Below are 21,463 nucleotides of genomic sequence, written 5' to 3'. Positions count from 1 at the left end.
TAGAACGTCTTTCGATTTAGATAATTATTCTGAAATTTAGCAGCATTTGTTTTAGTAAGCTGAAGCGGTAATAAAAATTCGGAGTAGCAGTTAATTTTGTCTCATTTTGCAAATACATTTGAGCGTATTTTCAGTTGTTCAGTAGGTATTAAAATGGAATTGTGCTTAGTATTTTGCCTCACACAATCAGCAATGTGAACGTGCTCAAGGCACTTGTGCTGACTGTGTGGCTAATTGTCTATGCTTCGATTTATTTGTTTACACGAACAGGCCGAATCAGGATTTATTTTTCATTTTACCTGTCTGAAAAAATCCATAAACAAAGATGACCGATATTATTTGCCGTCTCTACTACGCTATATTTTTTATCAGTAGCTTTCTGTTTCTCTGGCAGTACAGTATACAGTAACGACAGCTAGCTAATTTCTTGGTGAAAAGAAATACAAAACAAACTTAGCACATTTGCAACGGTTTTTATCGTATCACCATATTTACTATTGGTACCTGATTGCAGGCAGATATCAGATTTAGATTACGGTATGGTTTAGATTTTGCGGCCAAACCATTCTACTTTACCGATAATTTCAAAATCCTGTTCACTATCTGTTAAATCAATATTGAATGGCTCATAGGCACTGTTTGCTGACGTAACTAATAACTGGTTGTTTGGCTTGAGCTGGGTGCGTTTCACCAAAATATTTTTGCCTATGCGCAAAACATACAAGCCATCACCACCGGCTTTTTTACTATGATTAATTAATACATGATCGCCATCATTAAGCACACCAGCCATGCTGTCATCTTTAACAACCATCGTGCTGAGTTTCTGTGGATCGATATTCAGGGTGTTTTCCAACCAGTTACGGTTAAAAGCAATAGTACATGCTATTTTGCTCTCTTTGCTTTCAACATCATCTGCATTCTGAATGGAGCAAACCGGTATAAAAGCAAAATCACGAGCATGTACTTCATTAACTGGTAGGATATACTCACAGCCAGCTTCACTGATGGTGGCATTCATAGCCAGCGGATTGGACAGTTTTGCGCAAAAATCAGCTTGTTCGCTATAACCATCCAGTTCGATTTTGCTGCCTTTGCCGGTTGCCAGCCATTCAAGCTTTACTTGCGCAACGCGCGCTATTTTAATCAGATTGGTTGTACTAGGCTCGGCACCTTCTTTCACCCATTTTGAGGCAGTTGGATAGGCCACCTCTACTCGTCTGGATAACTCTGAAACGCTCCCAAGAATATCCACTACTTCTTGCATTCTTGAGGCAAAGCCGACGTTAAAATTTTCCATATTGGAATTACCTTCAAATAAAAATCGTGCAAAGTTAAATTTAAAATATATTGCTAAACAATCGTTTACAATTCAAAGCTTAATCAAATACAACAATTATCTATACCAATTTAAATTAAACCTTGCTAAAAATAACTTTTGCTATATAATTTAGCATGCCAATATATTAGGAGTTGCATCTCAACACATTAAATATATTTCAAGCTAACATTAAAAATAAGCTAAAGTTGCTATTTAAGCTTACAGATATAGCATTTAATACTATAAATAGCACGAGTGCAGCACAATATTAGTGTCTTTATCGGGTATGGGCTGATGATACCATGTTGTCATGTGTAAGGAAATGCTCTGACATAAGTAAATTTGCGCCTAACCACAGGTTAAAATGGTAAGGTATTTATTGCCTCAGTTGTATTTTCACTATCGCAGGGCAATATTCCTGAATTCAATTGCCTCTTGACAAGTCTCTGCATGTGAATCTATGTTAAATTTAAAACTAATTTTCTAATCCAGTAATATAACTGCTTTTAATACTATTTTGGTAATAAACATTGATTTTTTCCATTTTAATTAAAATTTATAAATCTAAAACTGCTCTTTTGTATATTTTTCTGCCAATAATTTCTGACAAAGTTTACGGCCATTTAAATATAACTTCAATTCTATAATAAAAAACTTGAAACTATTTCTTAATTTTAATTTGTAAATAAAACGCTTTTTATCATTAATAATATTATCAATTTTTTATGCTAAATTAATTTATATAGCATATTTCAATTTTCATCATTAATTTTAATATTATAAATTTAAACTTCATTATTTCATGTAAAAATATAAAATATTAAATTTTATTTAAATCATCAAAAGAATTATGATAGACATATTTTTGCGCTTGAATTCTGAATTGAATCTGCTATCAGGCGATTAAACTTATAATTGCACTTAAAATACGGACTTAATCCACCTTAGTGTGAAATGATAAAGGTAATTAATTTAAAGTTAAAAACGACTAAAGCTTTAGAAAATGAAAATTGTTAACTTTTCTTACTGGCGAATTCTGTACCTATTTTTTAGATTACGAGCTCTATACAGAGTTGTTTTTGCTTTAGCCAACTAGTGAACGCATGGTTTTCTCTGTGACAAAATGAAACAGATTAAGTCGTATTTTTGAGACTACAACACTGGCGCTGGCATATTTAGCCTAAAAAATCCCGAAAATAAATAGAAACACGTTTTAAGAGTGGCGCTGCCAGAGTCCAGACTGCCCGCCTTCTTTGTGTTGTAGGCAAATATGACTAATTTCCATACTGCGGTCGACAGCCTTAAGCATGTCGTAAATGGTTAACAAACCAACGCTGGCAGCGGTTAAAGCTTCCATTTCCACGCCCGTTTGACCAGTATTTTCGGTTTGCACACAGATGGTGATGCTGCGCTCGATGTTGTTAAGGGAGAAATCTACGTTAACTTTAGTCAACGCTATGGGATGGCATAGCGGAATCAGGCTACTGGTCTGCTTGGCACCCTGTATAGCGGCAATTCGGGCAATACCCAATACATCGCCTTTTTTGCTGTCGCCAGCCAATATTTTATTATATGCAGTTTCATTCACCGTGATTTTACCGCTGGCAATGGCCATGCGTTTGCTATGAGGTTTGCCACCAACATCGACCATATGCGCTTCACCACGATTATTGAAATGAGTTAATTCGTCTGAAATCATCTTGCTTCACTGACATGCTAAAAGGTCTATATTACAATATTTGCCTTTTGGATGCTGTGGATCTAACTATGGATGCGTTGCCTTTATTGAAAATTGGATTGGTCTCGATAAGTGACCGTGCTTCCCGAGGTGTGTATGTGGATCAAGGTTTGCCAGAGTTAAAAAAATGGTTGCAACGAGCTGTACTGAATCCATTGGAGCTAGTAGAGCATCTGATACCAGATGAGCAGCCTTTGATTGAAGCAAAATTAATTCAGCTAGCCGATAAGGAAATCTGCCCACTAATACTCACTACCGGCGGTACCGGTCCGTATTTACGCGATGTTACGCCGGAAGCTACGCTGGCCATAGCTGATCGTGTGATCCCGGGTTTTGGAGAACTGATGCGGCAGATTAGCCTACACTTCACACCCACTGCTATTTTATCGCGTCAGGTAGGGGTATTACGTGGTAGCAGTCTTATACTGAATCTTCCGGGTAAACCTTCTGCCATTGCGGAAACACTGGGCGGTGTTAAGGATGAAAGTGGTAAAACGCTGATTCCGGGTATTTTTGCTTCAGTTCCGATTGCAGTGGACGCTATGGGCGGCCCATTGATTCACACCGATGCCGATTTTTGTCCGGTAGTGATGCCTAAGCGCTGATCAGCATACATGATTATGTCTGCTTGCTTTATGTGAGCAGATTGTATTTTTTCATGAATAAGCCACTATTTTGGAAAGTAAAGATTCACCCCTCTAACCTGTTAGAAAAGGCGGTGCTTGAATAAGAAAAAACAGTCCGGAAAAATCCGGACTGTTTTTTTTGATTAGATGTTTTTATCCACTTCATCCAGTGTCGCCTTGGCATCACCAAAGCACATGCGAACATTTTCTTCATAAAACAGTGGATTATCTACGCCCGCATAGCCTGACTGCATCGAACGCTTAAACACAATTACGTTTTTCGCTTCCCATACGTGCAACACCGGCATACCGGCAATCGGGCTGTTTGGGTCGGTGACCGCGGCCGGATTAACAGTATCATTGGCACCAATAACCAGTATCACATCGGTATCGCTGAAATCATCATTGATTTCATCCATTTCCAGTACGATATCATACGGTACTTTGGCTTCAGCCAGCAGCACATTCATGTGTCCAGGCAGACGACCAGCTACGGGATGGATGCCAAAACGAACATTTACCCCCTGCTGGCGCAGTTTAGCAGTAATACTTGCCACAGCATTTTGAGCATGAGCCACCGCCATGCCATAGCCCGGTGTGATGATAACACTATGAGCGTTTTTAAGAGTTTCAGCTACTTGTTCCGGCCTGACTTCCTGAACTTCACCAGCAGGGGTTTGTTCGGTACCAGCAGCCACTGGAGCCGAACCAAATCCTCCGCCTATTACTGCCAGAAACTTACGATTCATCGCCTGACACATAATATACGACAGGATGGCACCGGAAGAACCTACCAGAGCACCGGTTACAATCAGTAAATCATTGTTAAGCATAAAACCAGCAGCAGCTGCAGCCCAACCGGAGTACGAATTGAGCATGGAAATCACTACCGGCATATCGGCACCGCCGATTGAAGCCACCAGATGATAACCAAAAGCAAGCGCAATCAGTGTCATGACAATCAATGCAAACCCAGAACCTCCGGCACCGACAAACCACAGCAACAACAGAAACGACAACACCAGTGCCCCCAGATTGAGCAGATGGCGGTGCGGCAGTTGCAAAGGTTTACTTGCCATTTTTCCATTCAGCTTGGCCCACGCCACTAATGAGCCGCTGAAAGTGACAGCACCGATAAATACACCAAGAAACACTTCTATCAAGTGAATGGTGAACATATCTGTATCAACATCGTGCGGGTCGATATAGCTGTTAAAACCAACCAGTACAGCAGCCAGACCCACAAAGCTGTGCAGCATGGCTATCAGCTCCGGCATTTGGGTCATTTCTACTTTTCTGGCCTGTTGCAGGCCAACTGCTGCGCCAATTACCATGGCAATGATAACCCAACCCAGCCCGTGCGCATCCTGACTGAATGCAGTAGCCAGCAGGGCAATGGCCATGCCCGCAATACCCATATAGCAGCCACGTTTAGCACTTTCCTGCTGCGATAATCCAGCCAGACTCAGAATAAACAATACGGCGGCAACGATGTAGGCAGCAGTTACAATACCTTGAGACATCCTGTTTCTCCCTTACTTACGAAACATATTAAGCATACGACGGGTAACAGCAAAGCCGCCGAAAATATTTACGCTGACTATCGCCACTGCAATAAAGGCAAGCAGGGATACAAAACCGTGCCCCTGACCGATTTGCAGCAATGCCCCGACCACAATAATGCCGGAGATCGCATTGGTTACCGACATCAACGGCGTGTGCAAGGCATGATTCACATTCCACACCACAAAGTAGCCCACTACACAGGAAAGGACAAACACCATAAAGTGGTTAAGAAACGCTACCGGTGCAACAGCACCAATCCATAACATCAATATCACGGCAATAGCCGCCCAGATAATTTTTTTATTGCTCTTATCAGGGGCAACACTTGGTGCAGCCGCAGAAACCGGTGCAGCGGCTGTAGCCGCTGCTTTGGGCGCAGCAGATACCTGTATCGGTGGAGGCGGATACATGCTGTTGCCAGCGTGGGTAACCGTCATGTTGCGAATAATGACATCTTCAAAGTTAAGTGCCAGCTCACCGTCCTTATTAGGGGTGAGCAAACGCGCCAGATTTACTAGATTGGTACCATACAGCTGAGATGACTGGCCGGCCAAGCGGTTGGCCATATCGGTATATCCGATTATTTTTACGCCATTGGCAGTGGTAACAATTTTACCGGGCTCAGTATATTCACAGTTGCCACCTGTAGCGGCTGCCAAATCCACGATTACCGAGCCTTCACGCATACTGTCCACCATTTCACGGGTAATCAGCTTAGGTGCTGGCTTACCCGGAATGGCTGCTGTAGTAATAATAATATCAACTTGTTTTGCCTGAGCTGCAAATAATTCCATTTCAGCTGCAATGTAGGCAGCACTCATGGTTTTAGCGTAACCGTCTCCACTGCTGCTTTCTTCTTCCTGATAATCTAGACGCAAGAAATTTCCGCCCATGGATTCGATTTGGTCGGCCACTTCGGGGCGGGTATCAAATGCATTTACTACGGCTCCAAGCTGGCGAGCAGTACCAATCGCCGCTAGACCAGCCACTCCAGCACCAATCACCAGCACTTCGGCAGGGGGTACTTTACCGGCTGCGGTAATCTGACCAGTAAAAAAGCGGCCGAAGTTTTCTGCAGCTTCAATAACAGCACGGTAGCCGCTAATATTGGCCATTGAAGACAAAGCATCCATAGCCTGTGCACGTGAAATACGCGGCACCATATCCATCGCCAGCACGGTAATTTTTTTCGCCTGTAGCTTTCCTAGCAGCTCAGGCTGCTGAGCCGGCATAATAAAGCTAACCAAAATCGTGCCTTCATTCATGGCTGTAATTTCGTCAGCATTAGGCGCATTTACTTTAAATATAAGCGGACACTGCCATACCGTAGCCGTATCAGTAATTGTGGCACCGGCTTCGCTATACAATCCGTCTGACAGACTGGCGGCTTTGCCGGCATCATGCTCAACTACAACTTCATGCCCCAGTTTAATCAGTTGTGTAACGGTTTTCGGCGTGGCCGCTACTCTGGTTTCACCGGCAAGTGATTCGCGTGGAATACCTATCTTCATTATTATTCCTTTCCGAGGAAGGTGCCGTTAAATAAACTATTTGTTAACACAGCGTAACAGGCTCATGAATGTTTCAAAGTGGTCTCCAGCCCCTATTTAAAACCCCCACTGGCTATCAACCAGCTTTGCCTGATTCGCTACAACAATACAGTCGCTATATTATCGAAAAATACACTGCCACAACTGTAACCTTGTCGTTATTTCCGCTGATTTAAAAAATTTAACAAAACATTCACTTAGCATATATATTTAACATAAAACTTCCAGCAGACATGAATACATAAAAAAACCAGCCGTGTGTGTATAAAGGCTGATTTTTATGTAACACATACTGAAATCTAGTTAATATCATTCAAAGGTTTGACAACTTCGTCAATCTGTTGATTCAAACTTTCCAGCCCATTACCTGATAGATACCATAAATCTGCACTCAGATAGACCACTCTGGTACCGGCACGTTGCAACACGCTGCTGTCAAAATAATCATTACGCATAGGGGTATTTCCAATGGCTTTGCTGCGGTCAACAACGTACACTATATCTGGATGATATTGGGTAATAAAGCTGTTATCCACCATTAAACGTGTTGGTTTGCCATCCTTACTGCTTTGCTGTACCGGCAATTCATCTATCTTCAGTGCACGTTTAATCTTCAGCTCATCAAAAATTAATGCTGGATAACTACCCTGATTCATCAGCATTACCTTGCCATCATTATGCAGCACTATAATGGCTTTCTGCGTGCTGTGCTCTGCCAACTCACGTGCTGCATTCATTTTTAGGGCTAACGCTTGTAATTGCTGCTGCGCCAAAGCTTCCTGACCTGCCAGCTTACCTAGCAGAAGAATTTGTTTTTGTACATTAGCAAAATAATTGCTATCAGTCTTTACCGAGTAATTCAACGTTGGTGCAATGGATTCTAACTCTTTTGCAAAAGCATTTTGCCGCCCACTCATAATAATCAAGTCTGGTTTGGCTGCCCGAATAGCAGCAATGTCTGGTTCTTTCATTTTGCCAGAATCTTGTAACTGTCGATTCTGATACTGGTGCAAATAGGTAGGCAAATTACTAATTGGTGCAGCAATTATTCGCCTACCAGCACCCAGTGCATCCAGCGTATCCATTGCGCCAAAATCCATCACCACAATTTTTTGTGGCGAAGCCGGCCGTTTTGCCTCATCCGTAGCCTGAATAACAGATACTGAAGCACTAGTCTGACAGGCACTCAGCCCCAAAGCCAACGCCGACAATACCACCACAGCCAAGAATTTTTTCATCATCACATCCCCTTAAATACAAAATAATGATAATTATTATCATTTATATACAAACAAAAGTCCAGTCTGCAATGGTTACAAACACGAAATCTTAACTATAGGAGTTTGACAAAGATAGCAGAGCTTGTTCAAGTATCCGAATGTACGCAGTTTAAAGCCAATGAAGCGGGCAATAATCAGACCAAGGCAAAACACTCACAATCTGCCAGCCTGTTCTTTCATTCAAAGATGCAAACAATATTGGCACTACACTCTCCGCAACCGACACAAACAACGTAATCTAATCAGCAGAATACACATCAACTCATGCCAGCAGCAGAAAACTACCTGCCAAAACCAGCAATATCAAAATACACGAAATTTGTTTATTAAAACTTAGCAAATATTTCAGACCAATGGCTCACACTCCTTCTAGTAGTGCCAGCCAATATCTGAGACAGCCACACCTTCACTATTCCTATAAAAACTTTGCAGGCTGCCGTGTTTAAGAATGTATTTCAGTGTAGATACCTAAGCAGATGAATTAAAAAGTAAAGTAAACCGGCAAAGACAGCATTCAACACCCGTTTAATCTATAAGTATGTACGCTAACCATTTGCCGGAGAAAAAGTATTGGTAGAAAAAGCTCAAAACCAGCTTTTACCAGAAGAGAAATTAGTTCTTTTTTTGAATAAATTCTATTTTATATCCATCCGGATCCTCTACAAACGCAATCACTGTCGTGCCGTGCTGCATCGGGCCTGCCTCGCGAGTCACCTTACAGCCTTTGGCACGTACGGCATCACAGGCAGCATAGGCATCGTCTACTTCAATAGCAATATGGCCGTAACCACTTCCTAAATCATACGCGTGCGTATCCCAGTTATAGGTCAGTTCCAACACCGTGGTGTCAGATTCCTCACCATAACCAACAAATGCCAGCGTAAAACGGCCACCAGGAAAATCTTCACGGCGCAACAGCTTCATGCCCAGCACATCCTGATAAAACGCCAATGATTTATCCAAATCACCCACACGCAGCATAGTATGTAACATTCTCATAATTGTTTCCTTTTCTATTTTAATTATTCTGTCCAATTCGGCTTAGATTACCGAGCAGCATAGCATCGCCATAACTGAAAAAACGATAATGCTCAGCAATCGCATGCTGGTATACAGCACGGATTTCATCATAACCACTAAACGCACTAACTAACATTAACAGCGTGGATTTAGGCAGGTGAAAATTAGTAATCATACGGTCAATCACCTTAAACTGGTATCCGGGTGTAATAAAAATATTGGTGTCACCCTGACCAGCCTGCAACTTGCCACTGCGTGCGGCAGATTCCAATGCCCGCACCGCTGTGGTGCCCACTGCCCAAACTTTATTGCCCCGTGCATGGGCTGCCTCAATTTCAGCTACCACAGTTTCACTCACGTCATACCATTCACTGTGCATGTGATGCTCAGCAATATTTTCCACCCGTACCGGCTGAAAAGTACCGGCACCAACATGCAAGGTGACTTCCGTCAGATGCACCCCTTTATCTCGCAGCTGTTGCAAAATAGTATCGGTGAAATGTAGACCAGCAGTGGGCGCAGCCACTGCCCCCTCATATTTGGCATACACCGTCTGGTAGCGCTCATCATCGTCATCATCCGCTGAGCGGGTAATATAAGGTGGCAATGGCAAATGGCCGTGAGCAGCCAGCAATTCCCATACTGTCTGCGTACCGGCAAAATGCAGTACAAACAGTTCACCTTGCCGTGCCTGCATCTGTGCATGCAAACCTCCTTCGAAAATCAGCTCCGTACCGGGCTTTGGCGATTTAGAGGAGCGCACATGCGCCAGCGCCGTATGTGCGTCCAGCACTCGTTCAATCAGCGCCTCAATCTGGCCGCCGCTGGCCTTATGGCCAAACAGACGCGCCTTCATTACCCGCGTATTATTAAACACCAGCACATCACCGGCAGCCACATAATCGGCCAAACAGGTAAACTTACTGTCAACAGGTGACTGTCCCGGCAAAGCCACCAATAAACGGCTACTGCCACGTACAGCCGGCGGATGCTGTGCAATCAGGTGAGGCGGTAAATCAAAATCAAAATCATTTATATGCATGTATACGTGCTTGAACAAGGCAAAAGTCGTATTATATGCCTACCGGCTCATACTGAAAAACAGCCAACCACATCACAAGCCCGCTACAGAGTCCGCACCAGCTGGTGCCGGCAGGAGCAAGCAAAATAAGGCCGCAAGCACACCACGGCAGACAAAACCATGGTTTAAATAATCAAAAAAATACAAAAATACTGGACATTTGCGCTCATTTTCGGCAAAAATGGCGCAATTTTGCAAAAACCAAACATTTTATGAGTGCCTCAATTCTGGTTTTAAACGGCCCCAATCTCAATCTATTAGGGGTGCGCGAACCGCATATATATGGTCAGACCACACTGGCAGACATTAATCAGAAGCTGCAACAACAGGCACAGGCAGCCGGTATGACATTGGAAACATTACAAAGCAATGCCGAACACATCTTGATTGAGCGGATTCAGGCGGCTTTATCCGACGATACCCGCTTCATAATCATCAATCCGGGCGCGTTCACACATACCAGTGTAGCCATCCGCGACGCTTTTGCCGCTGCCGGCAAACCATTTATCGAAGTACATATATCCAATGTACATGCACGCGAAGCATTTCGGCGCCATTCCTATCTCTCTGATATTGCCCTAGGGGTAATCTGCGGTCTGGGCGTGTACGGCTATGAAGCAGCATTACATCGGGCAATTGAATACATTCAAGAGACCGGCCGCCAACACTAATACCTATTGCGGCCAGCTCCAATCACACAAGGGTTCATCATTATGGATTTACGTAAACTTAAAAAACTCATTGATTTGGTAGAAGAGTCCGGCATTGCCGAAATCGAAGTAACCGAAGGTGAGGAAAAAGTACGCATTACCCGTACCACTGCCGCCAACCAGCAGCAGATGTATGCTGCACCAATGCAGCAGCCTGCCATCATGGCCGCACCAGCAGCTGCAACGACAGAGAATGCAGCCGCTGGTGCGCCTGAAACAACCGGCCCCGACTTAAGCAAGGCCGTTAAATCCCCTATGGTCGGCACTTTTTACCGTGCCGCCAGTCCGACTTCTGCCCCGTTTGTAGAGGTAGGTCAGACTGTTAATGCTGGCGATACCCTATGTATCATCGAAGCAATGAAACTAATGAATGAAATCGAAGCTGACCACAGCGGCGTAGTAAAAGAAATTCTCGTATCCAATGCGCAGCCTGTAGAGTTCGGTGAACCACTGTTTATTATTGAGTAATCCTCAATTCAGTAATCTTTCCCGTTTCTTACAAGGTACTGCCTTATGTTAAAAAAAGTTCTTATTGCCAATCGCGGCGAAATTGCGCTGCGCATTCTGCGCGCCTGCCATGAAATGGGCATTGCAACTGTGGCTGTACATTCAGAAGCCGACCGTGATGCCCTGCATGTAAAATTGGCCGATGAATCCGTATGTATCGGCCCTGCCAGCTCTGCCCAAAGTTATCTGAACATTCCTGCCCTGATTTCTGCAGCTGAGGTAACCGATGCCGATGCCATCCATCCGGGCTATGGATTTCTGGCGGAAAACGACGGTTTTGCCGAGCAGGTAGAACAATCCGGGTTTGTATTTATCGGCCCGCGGCCGGAAACCATTCGCCAGATGGGTGACAAAGTTTCCGCAAAAAAAGCCATGCAGGCTGCTGGCGTGCCATGCGTACCCGGCTCCGACGGCGCCCTACCGGAAGACCCGCACGAAATTGAAAAAATTGGCGCTGAAGTCGGCTATCCGGTAATAATCAAAGCTTCTGGCGGCGGCGGTGGCCGTGGCATGCGCGTAGTAGAAAAAGCCGAAGACCTTCTTTCTTCGGTAGAAATGACACGTACCGAAGCCGGTGCTGCCTTCGGCAATCCGGCCGTGTATATGGAGCGCTATTTACAAAAACCGCGCCATATTGAAATTCAGGTATTATGCGACGAACATGGCCACGCCATTTATCTAGGCGAGCGAGACTGCTCCATGCAACGGCGCCACCAAAAAGTTATTGAAGAAGCGCCGGCACCATTTATTACCCCTGAAGAACGAGAGCGTATCGGCAATGCCTGTGTAGCAGCCTGCCAGCGCATCGGCTATCGTGGTGCAGGTACATTTGAATTTCTGTATGAAGATGGCGAATTTTTCTTCATTGAAATGAATACACGTGTACAAGTTGAGCATGCTATTACTGAGCTGATTACTGGCGTGGATATAGTACAGGAGCAAATCCGCGTAGCTTCCGGCCTGCCGTTATCCTATACACAGGATGATATTTGCTTACGGGGACATGCGTTCGAATGCCGCATCAATGCCGAAGATCCCTACACCTTTGTACCCAGTCCCGGCCTAATTACCAGTTGTCACCAACCTGGTGGCAATGGCGTACGCATCGATAGCCACATTTATCAGGGCTACACCGTCCCACCCTACTACGACAGTATGATCGGGAAGGTATGTACCCATGGTCGTGACCGCGACGAAGCTATTGCCAAAATGAGCGTTGCATTACAGGAACTAGCAATTACCGGTATTAAAACCAATACCAACCTGCACCGCGACATTTTTGCCGATCCCGGCTTCATTCAAGGTGGTGAAAGTATTCACTATCTTGAACAATGGTTACAAAAACACAAAGAAGCACAAAAATAATTTACAATACGCATACATTGCGCTTTTGTTTGCAGGCAGCCGCAGTGGCTGCCTGAAGTTTTATAAAACATCCAATTACGGTAATAAAAAGCCATGCACTACCAACAAGTTGTCATCACAGTTTCTCAGGAGCAGGTAGACAGACTCTCCGACGCGCTGATAGAAAACGGTGCCCTAAGTACAGCCATTGAAGACGCCAATGCCGGCAACGAGAATGAGCAGCCAATTTTTGGCGAGCCGAATATGCCTGCCGAACAAGTGTGGCAACAAAGCAATATCGTGGCACTGTTTGATGAAAATGCCGATATCGAAGCGATTGTTTCTGCTGCTGCATGCGATTGTGCCTTTCCAATGCCCCAGTATTATCTAGAGACTATTCCGGAGCAGGACTGGGTAAGACTGACACAGTCGCAGTTTGACCCGATTCAGATTTCATCTCGCCTGTGGATTACGCCATCTTGGCACCAGCAGCCAGCCGATACAGACATAATCAATCTGCAACTCGACCCTGGTTTGGCCTTTGGTACCGGTAGTCATCCAACAACTCATTTGTGTCTGCAATGGCTGGATAAAAATATACGTGGTGGCGAAACCCTGCTTGATTATGGCTGCGGCTCCGGCATTCTCACCATAGCAGCTCTGAAACTGGGCTGTGGCCGTGCTTGTGGCGTTGACATTGACTCGCAGGCGCTTCGTGCCAGCGAAGACAATGCACTTCAGAACCATGTCCATGCCGAGTTTTACCTGCCGGACGACCTTCCGCCCGAACAGCAGTTTGATATTGTCGTTGCCAATATTCTGGCCAATCCGTTGCGGTTATTGGCGCAGATGCTGGCTGAACGCACCCGTACGGGCGGCCAGATCGTGCTTTCGGGTATTCTGGCTGAACAGACAGAAGAGCTCAGTGAAATCTATCAGCAATGGTTTGATCTGAATTCGCCCAGAACACTAGAAGGCTGGGTATGCATTACTGGCCGCAAAAGAGCATAATAAAACTGCTTAGTCATTTGCCTTATGGCACTGGTATGGCATACTGACACAGAATAATGGCTCCTTACGTTTGACAGAACAGAATTACTCCTTTTAATTATATTGGTTTGCTGAAATAATCATGTCTAAAACAATTACTGTTATTTGTCCCAAATGCCATACAGAAAATACCGTTGCAACACCACCGCGCGACGGGGGACGTGTTGTGTGTCAGCAGTGTCAGCATCAATTTACGGTGGTCTCAAAAATCCGCACCAATAAAAACGTCACCCCGCCAGCGTCAGCCGGTAAAAAACAGAACTCTGCTGCCGAGAAACAAGTATCAAATGCTGATGAGGTCATGGATATGCTTTCCAGCGCACTGAATCTCAATCAGCCCAGTAGCAGACGGGCACAGATATTTACCAGTGCACCTACCCCTAAAAACACGGCTGTCATCGACAAACGGCCGAATTTGAATACCCTGCTGAATCAGGTATCCAACAAAATAGAAATCCGTTTGCCTACAGTAACCGAACCGGAACCAGAGCAGCTGCATAAGCCTCAGCCGCAGCTAGCCAGCAGCGAACTGCTGCTCAATCCGGCACCGATACCACAACCGGAAAAAGAAACACCGGCCACAAGCAACACTCCGATACCGGTTGCCGAAGAAAACACTACTAATATTGCCATGAACAGCAATGTGAATAACCTGAATAATCTTGTTTTTACCTTATTGCCTAATGACAATCCAAATCAGGCGGATGTACCATTATTGCTCAATGATGCTATCGAAAAAACCGATGCCATCCACGCCAAAACCGAATTCTTGCATCACCAGCAGGACAAATTATCCAAAGAATTTAACTGGACACTGGCCACCATTGTTGCACTTACTGTGCTAATGATGCAGTTATTTTATTTAATGGCAGTAAAATGAGCACCTCAACAGGTAATCAGGACAATTTTCACAATCACCGTTTTGTTCACGACTTTCGCCAAGCCTCACCGTATATTCATCATCTAAACGGTAAAACAGTGGTACTGGCCATCAGCAGCCACGTACTGGTCAGCAACAAACTACCTGCACTAGCCGCCGATATTCTGCTACTGACCAGTTTGGGTATGCGCTTGGTTATCATTCACGGTTGCAGCCAGTTTATACAGGCTATAGCCGGTCAGAACACAGCCAACAGCATCGACGAAAATCCCATTACCGATGAACGCGCTCTGGAATTAGTCAAACAAGCCAGCGGCATTGCCCGTTTTAATCTGGAAGCTTCCTTGTCGATGATACCGACACAAGTTATGGAGCACAGTGCACCCAATGTACGTCTTGCTGGCGGAAATTTTCTGCGCGCCAAACCATTAGGCGTGATTAACGGTGTCGATATGAGTTACAGCGGCTGTGTTCGTAAAGTTGATGCAGCTGCCATTGAAGAACGGCTGGCTCATAATCAGCTAGTATTAATCAGCCCGATAGGCCACTCGCTTAGTGGCCAGTGCTACCGTTTGCAGGTCAATGAAGTTGCTCAGGCTGTGGCAGAAGCCATTCATGCAGAAAAACTGATTTTTTTGGGTACACAACCGGGTTTGCTCGATGAACAGCAGCAAACCATCAGTGAACTCAATTGCATTGAAATCAGCCAATTGCTGGCCAAGAGCGTAATGAATAAACGCCAGACCGAACTTTTGCAGACAGCAGCACACGTACTGGAGCATGGCGTACAACGCGTCCATGTCGTATCCGGTCTACAGGACGGCAGCTTGCTACAGGAGCTTTTCACGCGTGAAGGTAGCGGTACGGCAATGGCTAAAGCGCCGTTTATGCGTGTGCGGCCGGCTGAAAACAAAGACATCGGTGATATCCTGCAACTCATTGCCCCGCTGGAGGCAAGCGGTATACTGTTGCCGCGCGACAGTGAATATATGGAAAACCACATTCAAGAGTTTTTCGTGCTCGAGCAAGATTGCTACGTATATGGCTGTGTGGCACTGCATGTTTACCCTGAGGCACAAGCCGGCGAGCTGGCATGCCTGATTGTTTCTCCGTCTGCTCGCGCACGCGGATACGGTGAACTATTACTGGCACATGTTATTAAACAGGCACGGCAATTGCAGCTTCAAACACTGTTTGCGTTAAGTACCCACACCGGTGACTGGTTCGTCGAGCGCGGCTTTACCCCAGCCACACTGACGCAATTACCTATAGAGCGGCAGCAGCAATACACCAGCAATAAACGCCAGTCTAAAATATTTAGCCGTCAGCTTTAAACGCAACCAGCCCAAAATCTTTTACAATCTACCTTTTCCCCGATTGCCATAAAGGAAGACACATGAGTCATATGGTGCATTGCGTCAAACTGGGCAAAGAAGCACCCGGATTGAAATTTCCGCCTTTCCCCAATGAACTAGGTAAACGCATTTACGATAATGTATCGCAGGAAGCCTGGGACGGCTGGTTACGTTATCAAACCATGATTATTAACGAAAACCGGCTTAGTCTGGCAGATCCACGTGCGCGTCAATATATCACCCAGCAAATGGAAAATTACTTCTTCGGAGATGGCGCCGACCACATCAGCGGTTACACTCCACCAGAAGAATAATCAGTAAAGGCTGTCAGCCTGCTTAGCAGGTACACAGCCTTTTCTTTTGCCAGATTAAGGTAATATAGTTTTTATGGTGATACAGCTTATTAAAAGTGATTTATATCGTTACAGTGGCCGAACAGATTGGCGTGCTTTCCTACGTCATTATCTATGTAATCGTGGCTTTCGATTTACCTGCTGGCTGCGGCTGGCTTCAGCCACAAGCACATGGCGCAAATTGGCTTACCCGATGTATGTCTGGCAGAAGCACCGCAGCGGTATCATCATTAGCCCGCGTACGCCCATCGGCTATGGACTCTATATCGGTCATGGTGGTCCATTAATCATTAATAGCAGCGCACGGCTGGGTGAGAATGTCAACCTGTCCCCCTATACTGTTATCGGTGCCAACATCGGACCGGCAGCCAGAATAGGCAACAATGTCTACATTGGTCCCAACTGTAACCTAATTGAAAATGTTTACATCGGCGACAACGCCACCATTGGTGCGGGCAGTGTCGTTACCAAAAACATACCAGCCAACGCCACCGCTGCCGGAAATTATGCCAAAGTTCTGAATTATCATCACCCCGCACAGTTTATCCACAACCGCTGGCCACCAATGGCAGCAGACAAAACTTGACCTACAGCCAAAACAGTGCGAATGTTAACTAATTAAAACCAAACTGACACTCTCTTACTCTAAATGACAGTAACAGGTATGCTCCATGTCCGAAACTAAGCCGCATCTACTCTGTCGTGAACTCAGCCTGCTCGCATTCAACCGTCGCGTTCTGGCACAGGCACAGGATACACAGGTTCCACTGCTCGAACGTTTACGCTTTTTGTGCATTGTTTCCTCCAATCTGGATGAATTTTTCGAAGTACGCATGGCTTGGCTGCGCCGTACCCGTGCTTTGTCACCACATACCCCTCTGGCCAACGGCGAACTGCCGGACACCGTTATTGCCCATGTCACCAAAGAAGCACATGCCATCATTGCTGAGCAATATCGCCTATTTAACGACGAATTGATTCCAGCTTTACGTAATGAAGGCATATCTTTTTATCCACGCAGTGCATGGAGCGAAGCTCAGCGGCAGTGGGTAGCCGATTACTTCCGTCATGAGCTGTTGCCCATTCTGACACCTATTGGACTGGATCCGTCGCATCCATTTCCGCGCTTACTCAATAAATCACTGAATTTCGCCGTCGAGCTGGAAGGAAAAGATGCTTTCGGACGCACAGGCGGAATGGCCATCGTACAGGCACCGCGCATTCTGCCGCGGGTACTGAAAATGCCTAGAGAATTATGCAATGGCCACGATGGTTTCGTATTCCTGTCTTCCATTTTGCATGCTCATGTACATACCCTCTTTACCGGCATGACCGTCAAAGGCTGCTACCAATTTCGCATCACCCGCGATAGCGACTTAAGCGTGGACGAAGAAGATTTGGAAAATTTGCGTACTGCGATAGCGGGTGAACTACAGGGACGCCAGTACGGTGAGGGCGTGCGGCTTGAAGTAGCCGACAACTGTCCGGCACATGTATACGATTTTCTACTCAGCCACTTTCATCTCGGACGAGATGAACTGTATCGAGTGAATGGGCCGGTGAATCTGGTACGTCTGATGGCGGTACCCGATATGGTAGAACGTAACGATTTAAAATTTACTCCCTTTATTCCTGGCACACCAGCCTTACTGAGTAAAAACCGCGATCTATTCAGCATCATTAGCCAGCGGGATGTTCTGCTGTATCACCCTTATCAGTCTTTTGAGCCAACGGTGCGTCTGATTCAAGAAGCAGCGGATGACCCACAGGTTGTCGCCATTAAAATGACCATCTACCGTACCGGCAGTAACTCCGATTTAGTCAAAGCACTGATGAAAGCAGCAGTAAGTGGCAAACAAGTTACTGTCGTTGTCGAACTGATGGCACGATTTGATGAAGAAACCAACCTAAACTGGGCTGGCCAGCTAGAAGCAGCCGGCGCCCACGTTGTCTATGGTGTCTTCGGCTACAAAGTGCATGCCAAAATGGCACTGATTGTACGCCGTGAAGAAGGTATCCTGAAACGTTATGCTCATGTCAGCACTGGCAATTACCATCAAGGTACCAGCCGCATCTATACAGATCTCGGCCTGATGACCTGCAACCGCGATATCAGTGTCGATGTCAACACCGTATTCATGGAAATCACCGGACTGGGGCAACCGAATCATCTGAATAAAATCGCCCAGAGCCCGTTTACGCTGCACAAAATGCTGCTTAACAGCATCAACGGCGAAATCGAACAAGCAAAAGCCGGCAAAACCGCACGCATCATAGCCAAAATGAATGCACTGGTCGAACCCACCATAGTCGAAGCATTATATGCAGCCAGTCAGGCTGGGGTGCAGATTGAATTGATTGTGCGTGGGATGTGTGTGCTGCGCCCTGGCGTAAAAGGGCTGTCGGAAAATATTCGCGTGCGTTCCATTGTCGGCCGTCTGCTCGAACATGCACGGGTATTCTATTTTGAAAATGGTGGTGATACCAAAGTCTGGATATCCAGCGCCGACTGGATGGGAAGAAATCTCTTTCGCCGCGTGGAAATCTGCACACCAATCGAAACACCAGAGCTGAAACAACGTATAATTAAGGAAACACTGATGCTCGCTTTGGCCGATAATCAGTGTGCGTGGCAAATGCAGCCGGATGGTCAGTATCAGCGTATTAAACCAGCCACCAACGAACAGCCAACCAATATGCAGAATTTGCTGATTGAACGCTATCGGCAGCAATAAAGCGGTGAAACACTCTAAGAGCCATAGAGCTGAAATAATATTGCAGCAAGCAGTTTAGCCAGTGCCATGGCAAAAAAGCAAGGTTATCCGTTTGGATACCTTGCTTTTCTTTTACTTAATCGTTAATTATTGATGACCGGTACTGCCAAAACCGCCTTCACCTCGATTACTGCGAGCAAATTCATCAACCACAGTGAACGCGGCCTGCATCACCGGCACAATCATCATTTGTGCAATTCGTGCCAAAGGCTCAATCACGTAAGCCTCCTGACTGCGATTCCACAATGATACTTTCAGTTCTCCCTGATAATCTGAATCTATCAGCCCCACCAAATTACCAAGCACAATACCATGCTTATGTCCCAAACCAGAGCGCGGTAGTATTAGGGCTGCGTAGCCTGGGTCAGCCAGATAAATTGCCAGACCAGTAGGCAGAAGACAACTTTCTCCCGGTTGTAAAGTAAGCGGAGCATCAATACAGGCACGTAAATCCAGACCTGCTGAACCAATAGTAGCATATTGGGGTAACTGCTCCGCCATCAGCGGATTCAATATCTTAACTTGTACAGATAACTCAGAAGCACTCATAATTCGTCTTTAATTTAATCAAAATAAGCTTATGTAACTACTACCAAAACTCAATTAGCGCAGAGCCAAAAGCTGAGCCAGCCGCTCAATAATAGCAATTGCCGTATCGTCTTTACTCATTTGCGGCAAAACGGTTTCTTGTTCATCATCCAATAGTATCACCTGATTTGTGGCTTTACCCATGGCCTGACTAACCTCATTCGCAACCAACAGAGATACACCTTTCTTCACTCGCTTAGCACGTGCATGTTCCAGCACATGCTCACTTTCAGCAGCAAATCCAACACAGAAAGGTGCATCCGGCCGGCCGGCCACCGTAGCGAGAATGTCAGGATTCTCCGTAAGCTCAATTACCGGCGCCTTTTGTCCAGCCTGTTTTTTTAGTTTATGTTCACTACGGTTGCTAACCTTGTAATCGGCTACCGCTGCCACCGCAATAAAAACATCCTGCTGTGGCAGTAATCGCTGTACTGCCGCCAGCATCTCGTCAGCACTGCTTACCTGTTCAGCAAAAGCCATCCCAGCTGCCAGCGGCGTCTGAATCTGTCCGTACACCAGAGAAACACTCGCACCAGCAGCGCGGCAAGCCCGCGCTAGAGCCATACCCATCTGTCCGCTTGATATATTGGTAATCCCGCGCACTGGATCAATAGCCTCAAATGTTGCTCCGGCTGTAATCAAGACACGCTTTCCAGCCAGCAGCGGCACTGTCCATACATCAGCCAGCAATTCAGCCAATTCGGCCGCTTCCAGCATACGCCCGCTTCCCACCTCACCGCAGGCCTGCTCTCCATCAGCCGGTCCTAGTATCTGTATCCTATCCTGTCGCAACAAAGCTAAATTGCGTTGATTGGCCGGATTATTCCACATTTGTACATTCATAGCTGGCGCCACTGCCAGCGGGCAACTGCGTGCCGAAGCCAACGTGGTAAGCAAATTATCCGCCATTCCATGGGCAATTTTAGCCAGAGTATTTGCAGAAGCCGGCGCAATCAGCATCACATCAGCCTGACGGCTCAGATTAATATGTGCCATACCATTACCGGATAAACCATCATGCGTATCCAGCAACACCGGTTCTCCGCTCAGAGCCTGAAAAGTAGTCGGGCTGACAAAATCAGTGGCTGCCTTTGTCATCACCACATTCACCTGATGTCCTGCCTTTTTCAGCAGCCGAACCAGCTCACAGCATTTGTATGCAGCAATCCCACCACAAATACCTAACAATACCTTCTTCTTCATTACCATACCCTGAACTAGCCTGCAGCAAAAGCAACAGACAACTTAGCTGACCAGACAGAAAAATAAAACAAACTAATTGATTAATAGAAAAAACTTTTGCATAATCAATCAACACCGCCCACAGGCCCGACAGCTGAAAACGACACACGTTGAGTATAGCCGTGCAACAAACTGGCTACCCCAGCCTAAACGAAAATATAACAGACAATTATTACATGGTACACTAAGCAGCACAGCGGCTGCCAGCCACATCACAGCCAATCATCACAGCCATACCAAATCCTAACAAAAATTAATTCAGGTTAGTAAATTACCACTAAATACCTGATTTCATGCTAAGTTATACCCTGAGTGGAGAATTTAATTGTATTAACACTTAAATTTCATTGCCCCACACAAAATGCTTGCATACAATGCCTCCCCTAAAGCAGGAGCAGAATCGTTTTTGCACCGTTCTTTACACATTACTGTAAACATCCCTATGCCGAGCATTGGCTGGAACGATTTTTCTGGAGTA

General features: G+C 45.7%; 20 protein-coding genes. 11 read left to right on the top strand and 9 right to left on the bottom strand.

The window, feature by feature from the left end; genetic code table 11:
* Window positions 1-544 precede the first annotated feature (544 nt).
* Window positions 545-1,300 carry an XRE family transcriptional regulator gene (locus ACQP6D_RS04960; RefSeq protein ID WP_267390561.1) on the bottom strand — a complete coding sequence of 252 codons (756 nt, stop codon included), beginning with the start codon at window positions 1,298-1,300 and terminating at the stop codon, window positions 545-547.
* A gap of 1,234 nt (window positions 1,301-2,534) precedes the next feature.
* Entirely contained in the window at window positions 2,535-3,020 is a 486-nt protein-coding gene (gene moaC, locus ACQP6D_RS04955) for a cyclic pyranopterin monophosphate synthase MoaC (protein ID WP_267390562.1), read from the bottom strand.
* 68 nt (window positions 3,021-3,088) lie between these two features.
* On the opposite strand from moaC, the gene mog reads away from it, so the two are divergent.
* The gene (gene mog / locus ACQP6D_RS04950) at window positions 3,089-3,664 is read left to right on the top strand and encodes a molybdopterin adenylyltransferase (protein WP_427857593.1); all 576 of its coding nucleotides are present in this window, start codon (window positions 3,089-3,091) and stop codon (window positions 3,662-3,664) included.
* Window positions 3,665-3,828: 164 nt separating this feature from the next.
* Here mog and pntB read toward each other — a convergent pair whose 3' ends face one another.
* Together pntB and ACQP6D_RS04940 are read right to left on the bottom strand one after the other, a co-directional pair.
* Entirely contained in the window at window positions 3,829-5,208 is a 1,380-nt protein-coding gene (pntB, locus tag ACQP6D_RS04945; protein ID WP_427857592.1) for a Re/Si-specific NAD(P)(+) transhydrogenase subunit beta, read from the bottom strand.
* Window positions 5,209-5,220: 12 nt separating this feature from the next.
* The gene (locus ACQP6D_RS04940) at window positions 5,221-6,762 is read right to left on the bottom strand and encodes a Re/Si-specific NAD(P)(+) transhydrogenase subunit alpha (protein WP_427857591.1); all 1,542 of its coding nucleotides are present in this window, start codon (window positions 6,760-6,762) and stop codon (window positions 5,221-5,223) included.
* Between the two features lie 68 nt (window positions 6,763-6,830).
* On the opposite strand from ACQP6D_RS04940, the gene ACQP6D_RS04935 reads away from it, so the two are divergent.
* Entirely contained in the window at window positions 6,831-6,977 is a 147-nt protein-coding gene (locus tag ACQP6D_RS04935) for a hypothetical protein (protein ID WP_367418842.1), read from the top strand.
* 123 nt (window positions 6,978-7,100) lie between these two features.
* Here the strand turns inward: ACQP6D_RS04935 and ACQP6D_RS04930 are convergent, their stop codons facing one another.
* The 3 genes from ACQP6D_RS04930 to queA all read right to left on the bottom strand — a co-directional run bounded on the left by ACQP6D_RS04930 (window position 7,101) and on the right by queA (window position 10,143).
* Complete coding sequence (locus tag ACQP6D_RS04930) at window positions 7,101-8,042, bottom strand: ABC transporter substrate-binding protein (protein WP_427857590.1); 942 nt, start codon at window positions 8,040-8,042, stop codon at window positions 7,101-7,103.
* 651 nt (window positions 8,043-8,693) lie between these two features.
* Entirely contained in the window at window positions 8,694-9,080 is a 387-nt protein-coding gene (gloA, locus tag ACQP6D_RS04925) for a lactoylglutathione lyase (RefSeq protein ID WP_267408450.1), read from the bottom strand.
* A 19-nt stretch (window positions 9,081-9,099) separates the two neighbouring features.
* Window positions 9,100-10,143, bottom strand: a complete 1,044-nt coding sequence (queA, locus tag ACQP6D_RS04920; protein WP_427857589.1) for a tRNA preQ1(34) S-adenosylmethionine ribosyltransferase-isomerase QueA — start codon at window positions 10,141-10,143, stop codon at window positions 9,100-9,102.
* A 251-nt stretch (window positions 10,144-10,394) separates the two neighbouring features.
* On the opposite strand from queA, the gene aroQ reads away from it, so the two are divergent.
* The 9 genes from aroQ (at window position 10,395) to ppk1 (ending at window position 19,116) form a co-directional block, all read left to right on the top strand.
* Window positions 10,395-10,853: a type II 3-dehydroquinate dehydratase gene (gene aroQ / locus ACQP6D_RS04915; protein ID WP_100157237.1), complete on the top strand. Its 459-nt coding sequence runs from the start codon at window positions 10,395-10,397 to the stop codon at window positions 10,851-10,853.
* A gap of 42 nt (window positions 10,854-10,895) precedes the next feature.
* On the top strand, window positions 10,896-11,360 hold the full coding sequence (gene accB, locus ACQP6D_RS04910) for an acetyl-CoA carboxylase biotin carboxyl carrier protein (RefSeq protein WP_427857588.1): 465 nt from the start codon (window positions 10,896-10,898) through the stop codon (window positions 11,358-11,360).
* A gap of 45 nt (window positions 11,361-11,405) precedes the next feature.
* Window positions 11,406-12,764 carry an acetyl-CoA carboxylase biotin carboxylase subunit gene (accC, locus tag ACQP6D_RS04905; protein ID WP_100140340.1) on the top strand — a complete coding sequence of 453 codons (1,359 nt, stop codon included), beginning with the start codon at window positions 11,406-11,408 and terminating at the stop codon, window positions 12,762-12,764.
* Between the two features lie 93 nt (window positions 12,765-12,857).
* Window positions 12,858-13,754, top strand: a complete 897-nt coding sequence (gene prmA, locus ACQP6D_RS04900; protein WP_267390578.1) for a 50S ribosomal protein L11 methyltransferase — start codon at window positions 12,858-12,860, stop codon at window positions 13,752-13,754.
* Window positions 13,755-13,875: 121 nt separating this feature from the next.
* Window positions 13,876-14,673, top strand: coding sequence for a hypothetical protein (locus tag ACQP6D_RS04895; protein ID WP_267390580.1), 798 nt, complete (start codon window positions 13,876-13,878; stop codon window positions 14,671-14,673).
* The gene (gene argA / locus ACQP6D_RS04890; RefSeq protein WP_267390581.1) at window positions 14,670-16,007 is read left to right on the top strand and encodes an amino-acid N-acetyltransferase; all 1,338 of its coding nucleotides are present in this window, start codon (window positions 14,670-14,672) and stop codon (window positions 16,005-16,007) included. The genes ACQP6D_RS04895 and argA overlap by 4 nt, the downstream gene beginning before the upstream one ends.
* A gap of 62 nt (window positions 16,008-16,069) precedes the next feature.
* A complete protein-coding gene (locus tag ACQP6D_RS04885) occupies window positions 16,070-16,342 on the top strand; it encodes an oxidative damage protection protein (RefSeq protein WP_100140344.1) in 273 nt (90 codons plus the stop codon).
* Window positions 16,343-16,415: 73 nt separating this feature from the next.
* Window positions 16,416-16,967, top strand: coding sequence for a serine acetyltransferase (locus tag ACQP6D_RS04880; protein ID WP_427857587.1), 552 nt, complete (start codon window positions 16,416-16,418; stop codon window positions 16,965-16,967).
* Window positions 16,968-17,052: 85 nt separating this feature from the next.
* Complete coding sequence (gene ppk1 / locus ACQP6D_RS04875) at window positions 17,053-19,116, top strand: polyphosphate kinase 1 (RefSeq protein WP_370388230.1); 2,064 nt, start codon at window positions 17,053-17,055, stop codon at window positions 19,114-19,116.
* A 126-nt stretch (window positions 19,117-19,242) separates the two neighbouring features.
* On the opposite strand, the gene dut is transcribed toward ppk1, so the two are convergent.
* Both dut and coaBC read right to left on the bottom strand, forming a co-directional pair.
* Complete coding sequence (dut, locus tag ACQP6D_RS04870) at window positions 19,243-19,704, bottom strand: dUTP diphosphatase (protein WP_100140347.1); 462 nt, start codon at window positions 19,702-19,704, stop codon at window positions 19,243-19,245.
* Window positions 19,705-19,758: 54 nt separating this feature from the next.
* Window positions 19,759-20,946 carry a bifunctional phosphopantothenoylcysteine decarboxylase/phosphopantothenate--cysteine ligase CoaBC gene (gene coaBC, locus ACQP6D_RS04865; RefSeq protein WP_427857586.1) on the bottom strand — a complete coding sequence of 396 codons (1,188 nt, stop codon included), beginning with the start codon at window positions 20,944-20,946 and terminating at the stop codon, window positions 19,759-19,761.
* Window positions 20,947-21,463 lie beyond the last annotated feature (517 nt).

This window comes from Snodgrassella sp. CS2, from assembly GCF_050310315.1.
In the GTDB taxonomy this organism is placed as follows: Bacteria; Pseudomonadota; Gammaproteobacteria; order Burkholderiales; family Neisseriaceae; genus Snodgrassella; species Snodgrassella alvi_E.
This window is presented reverse-complemented; position numbering and strand designations above follow the sequence as displayed.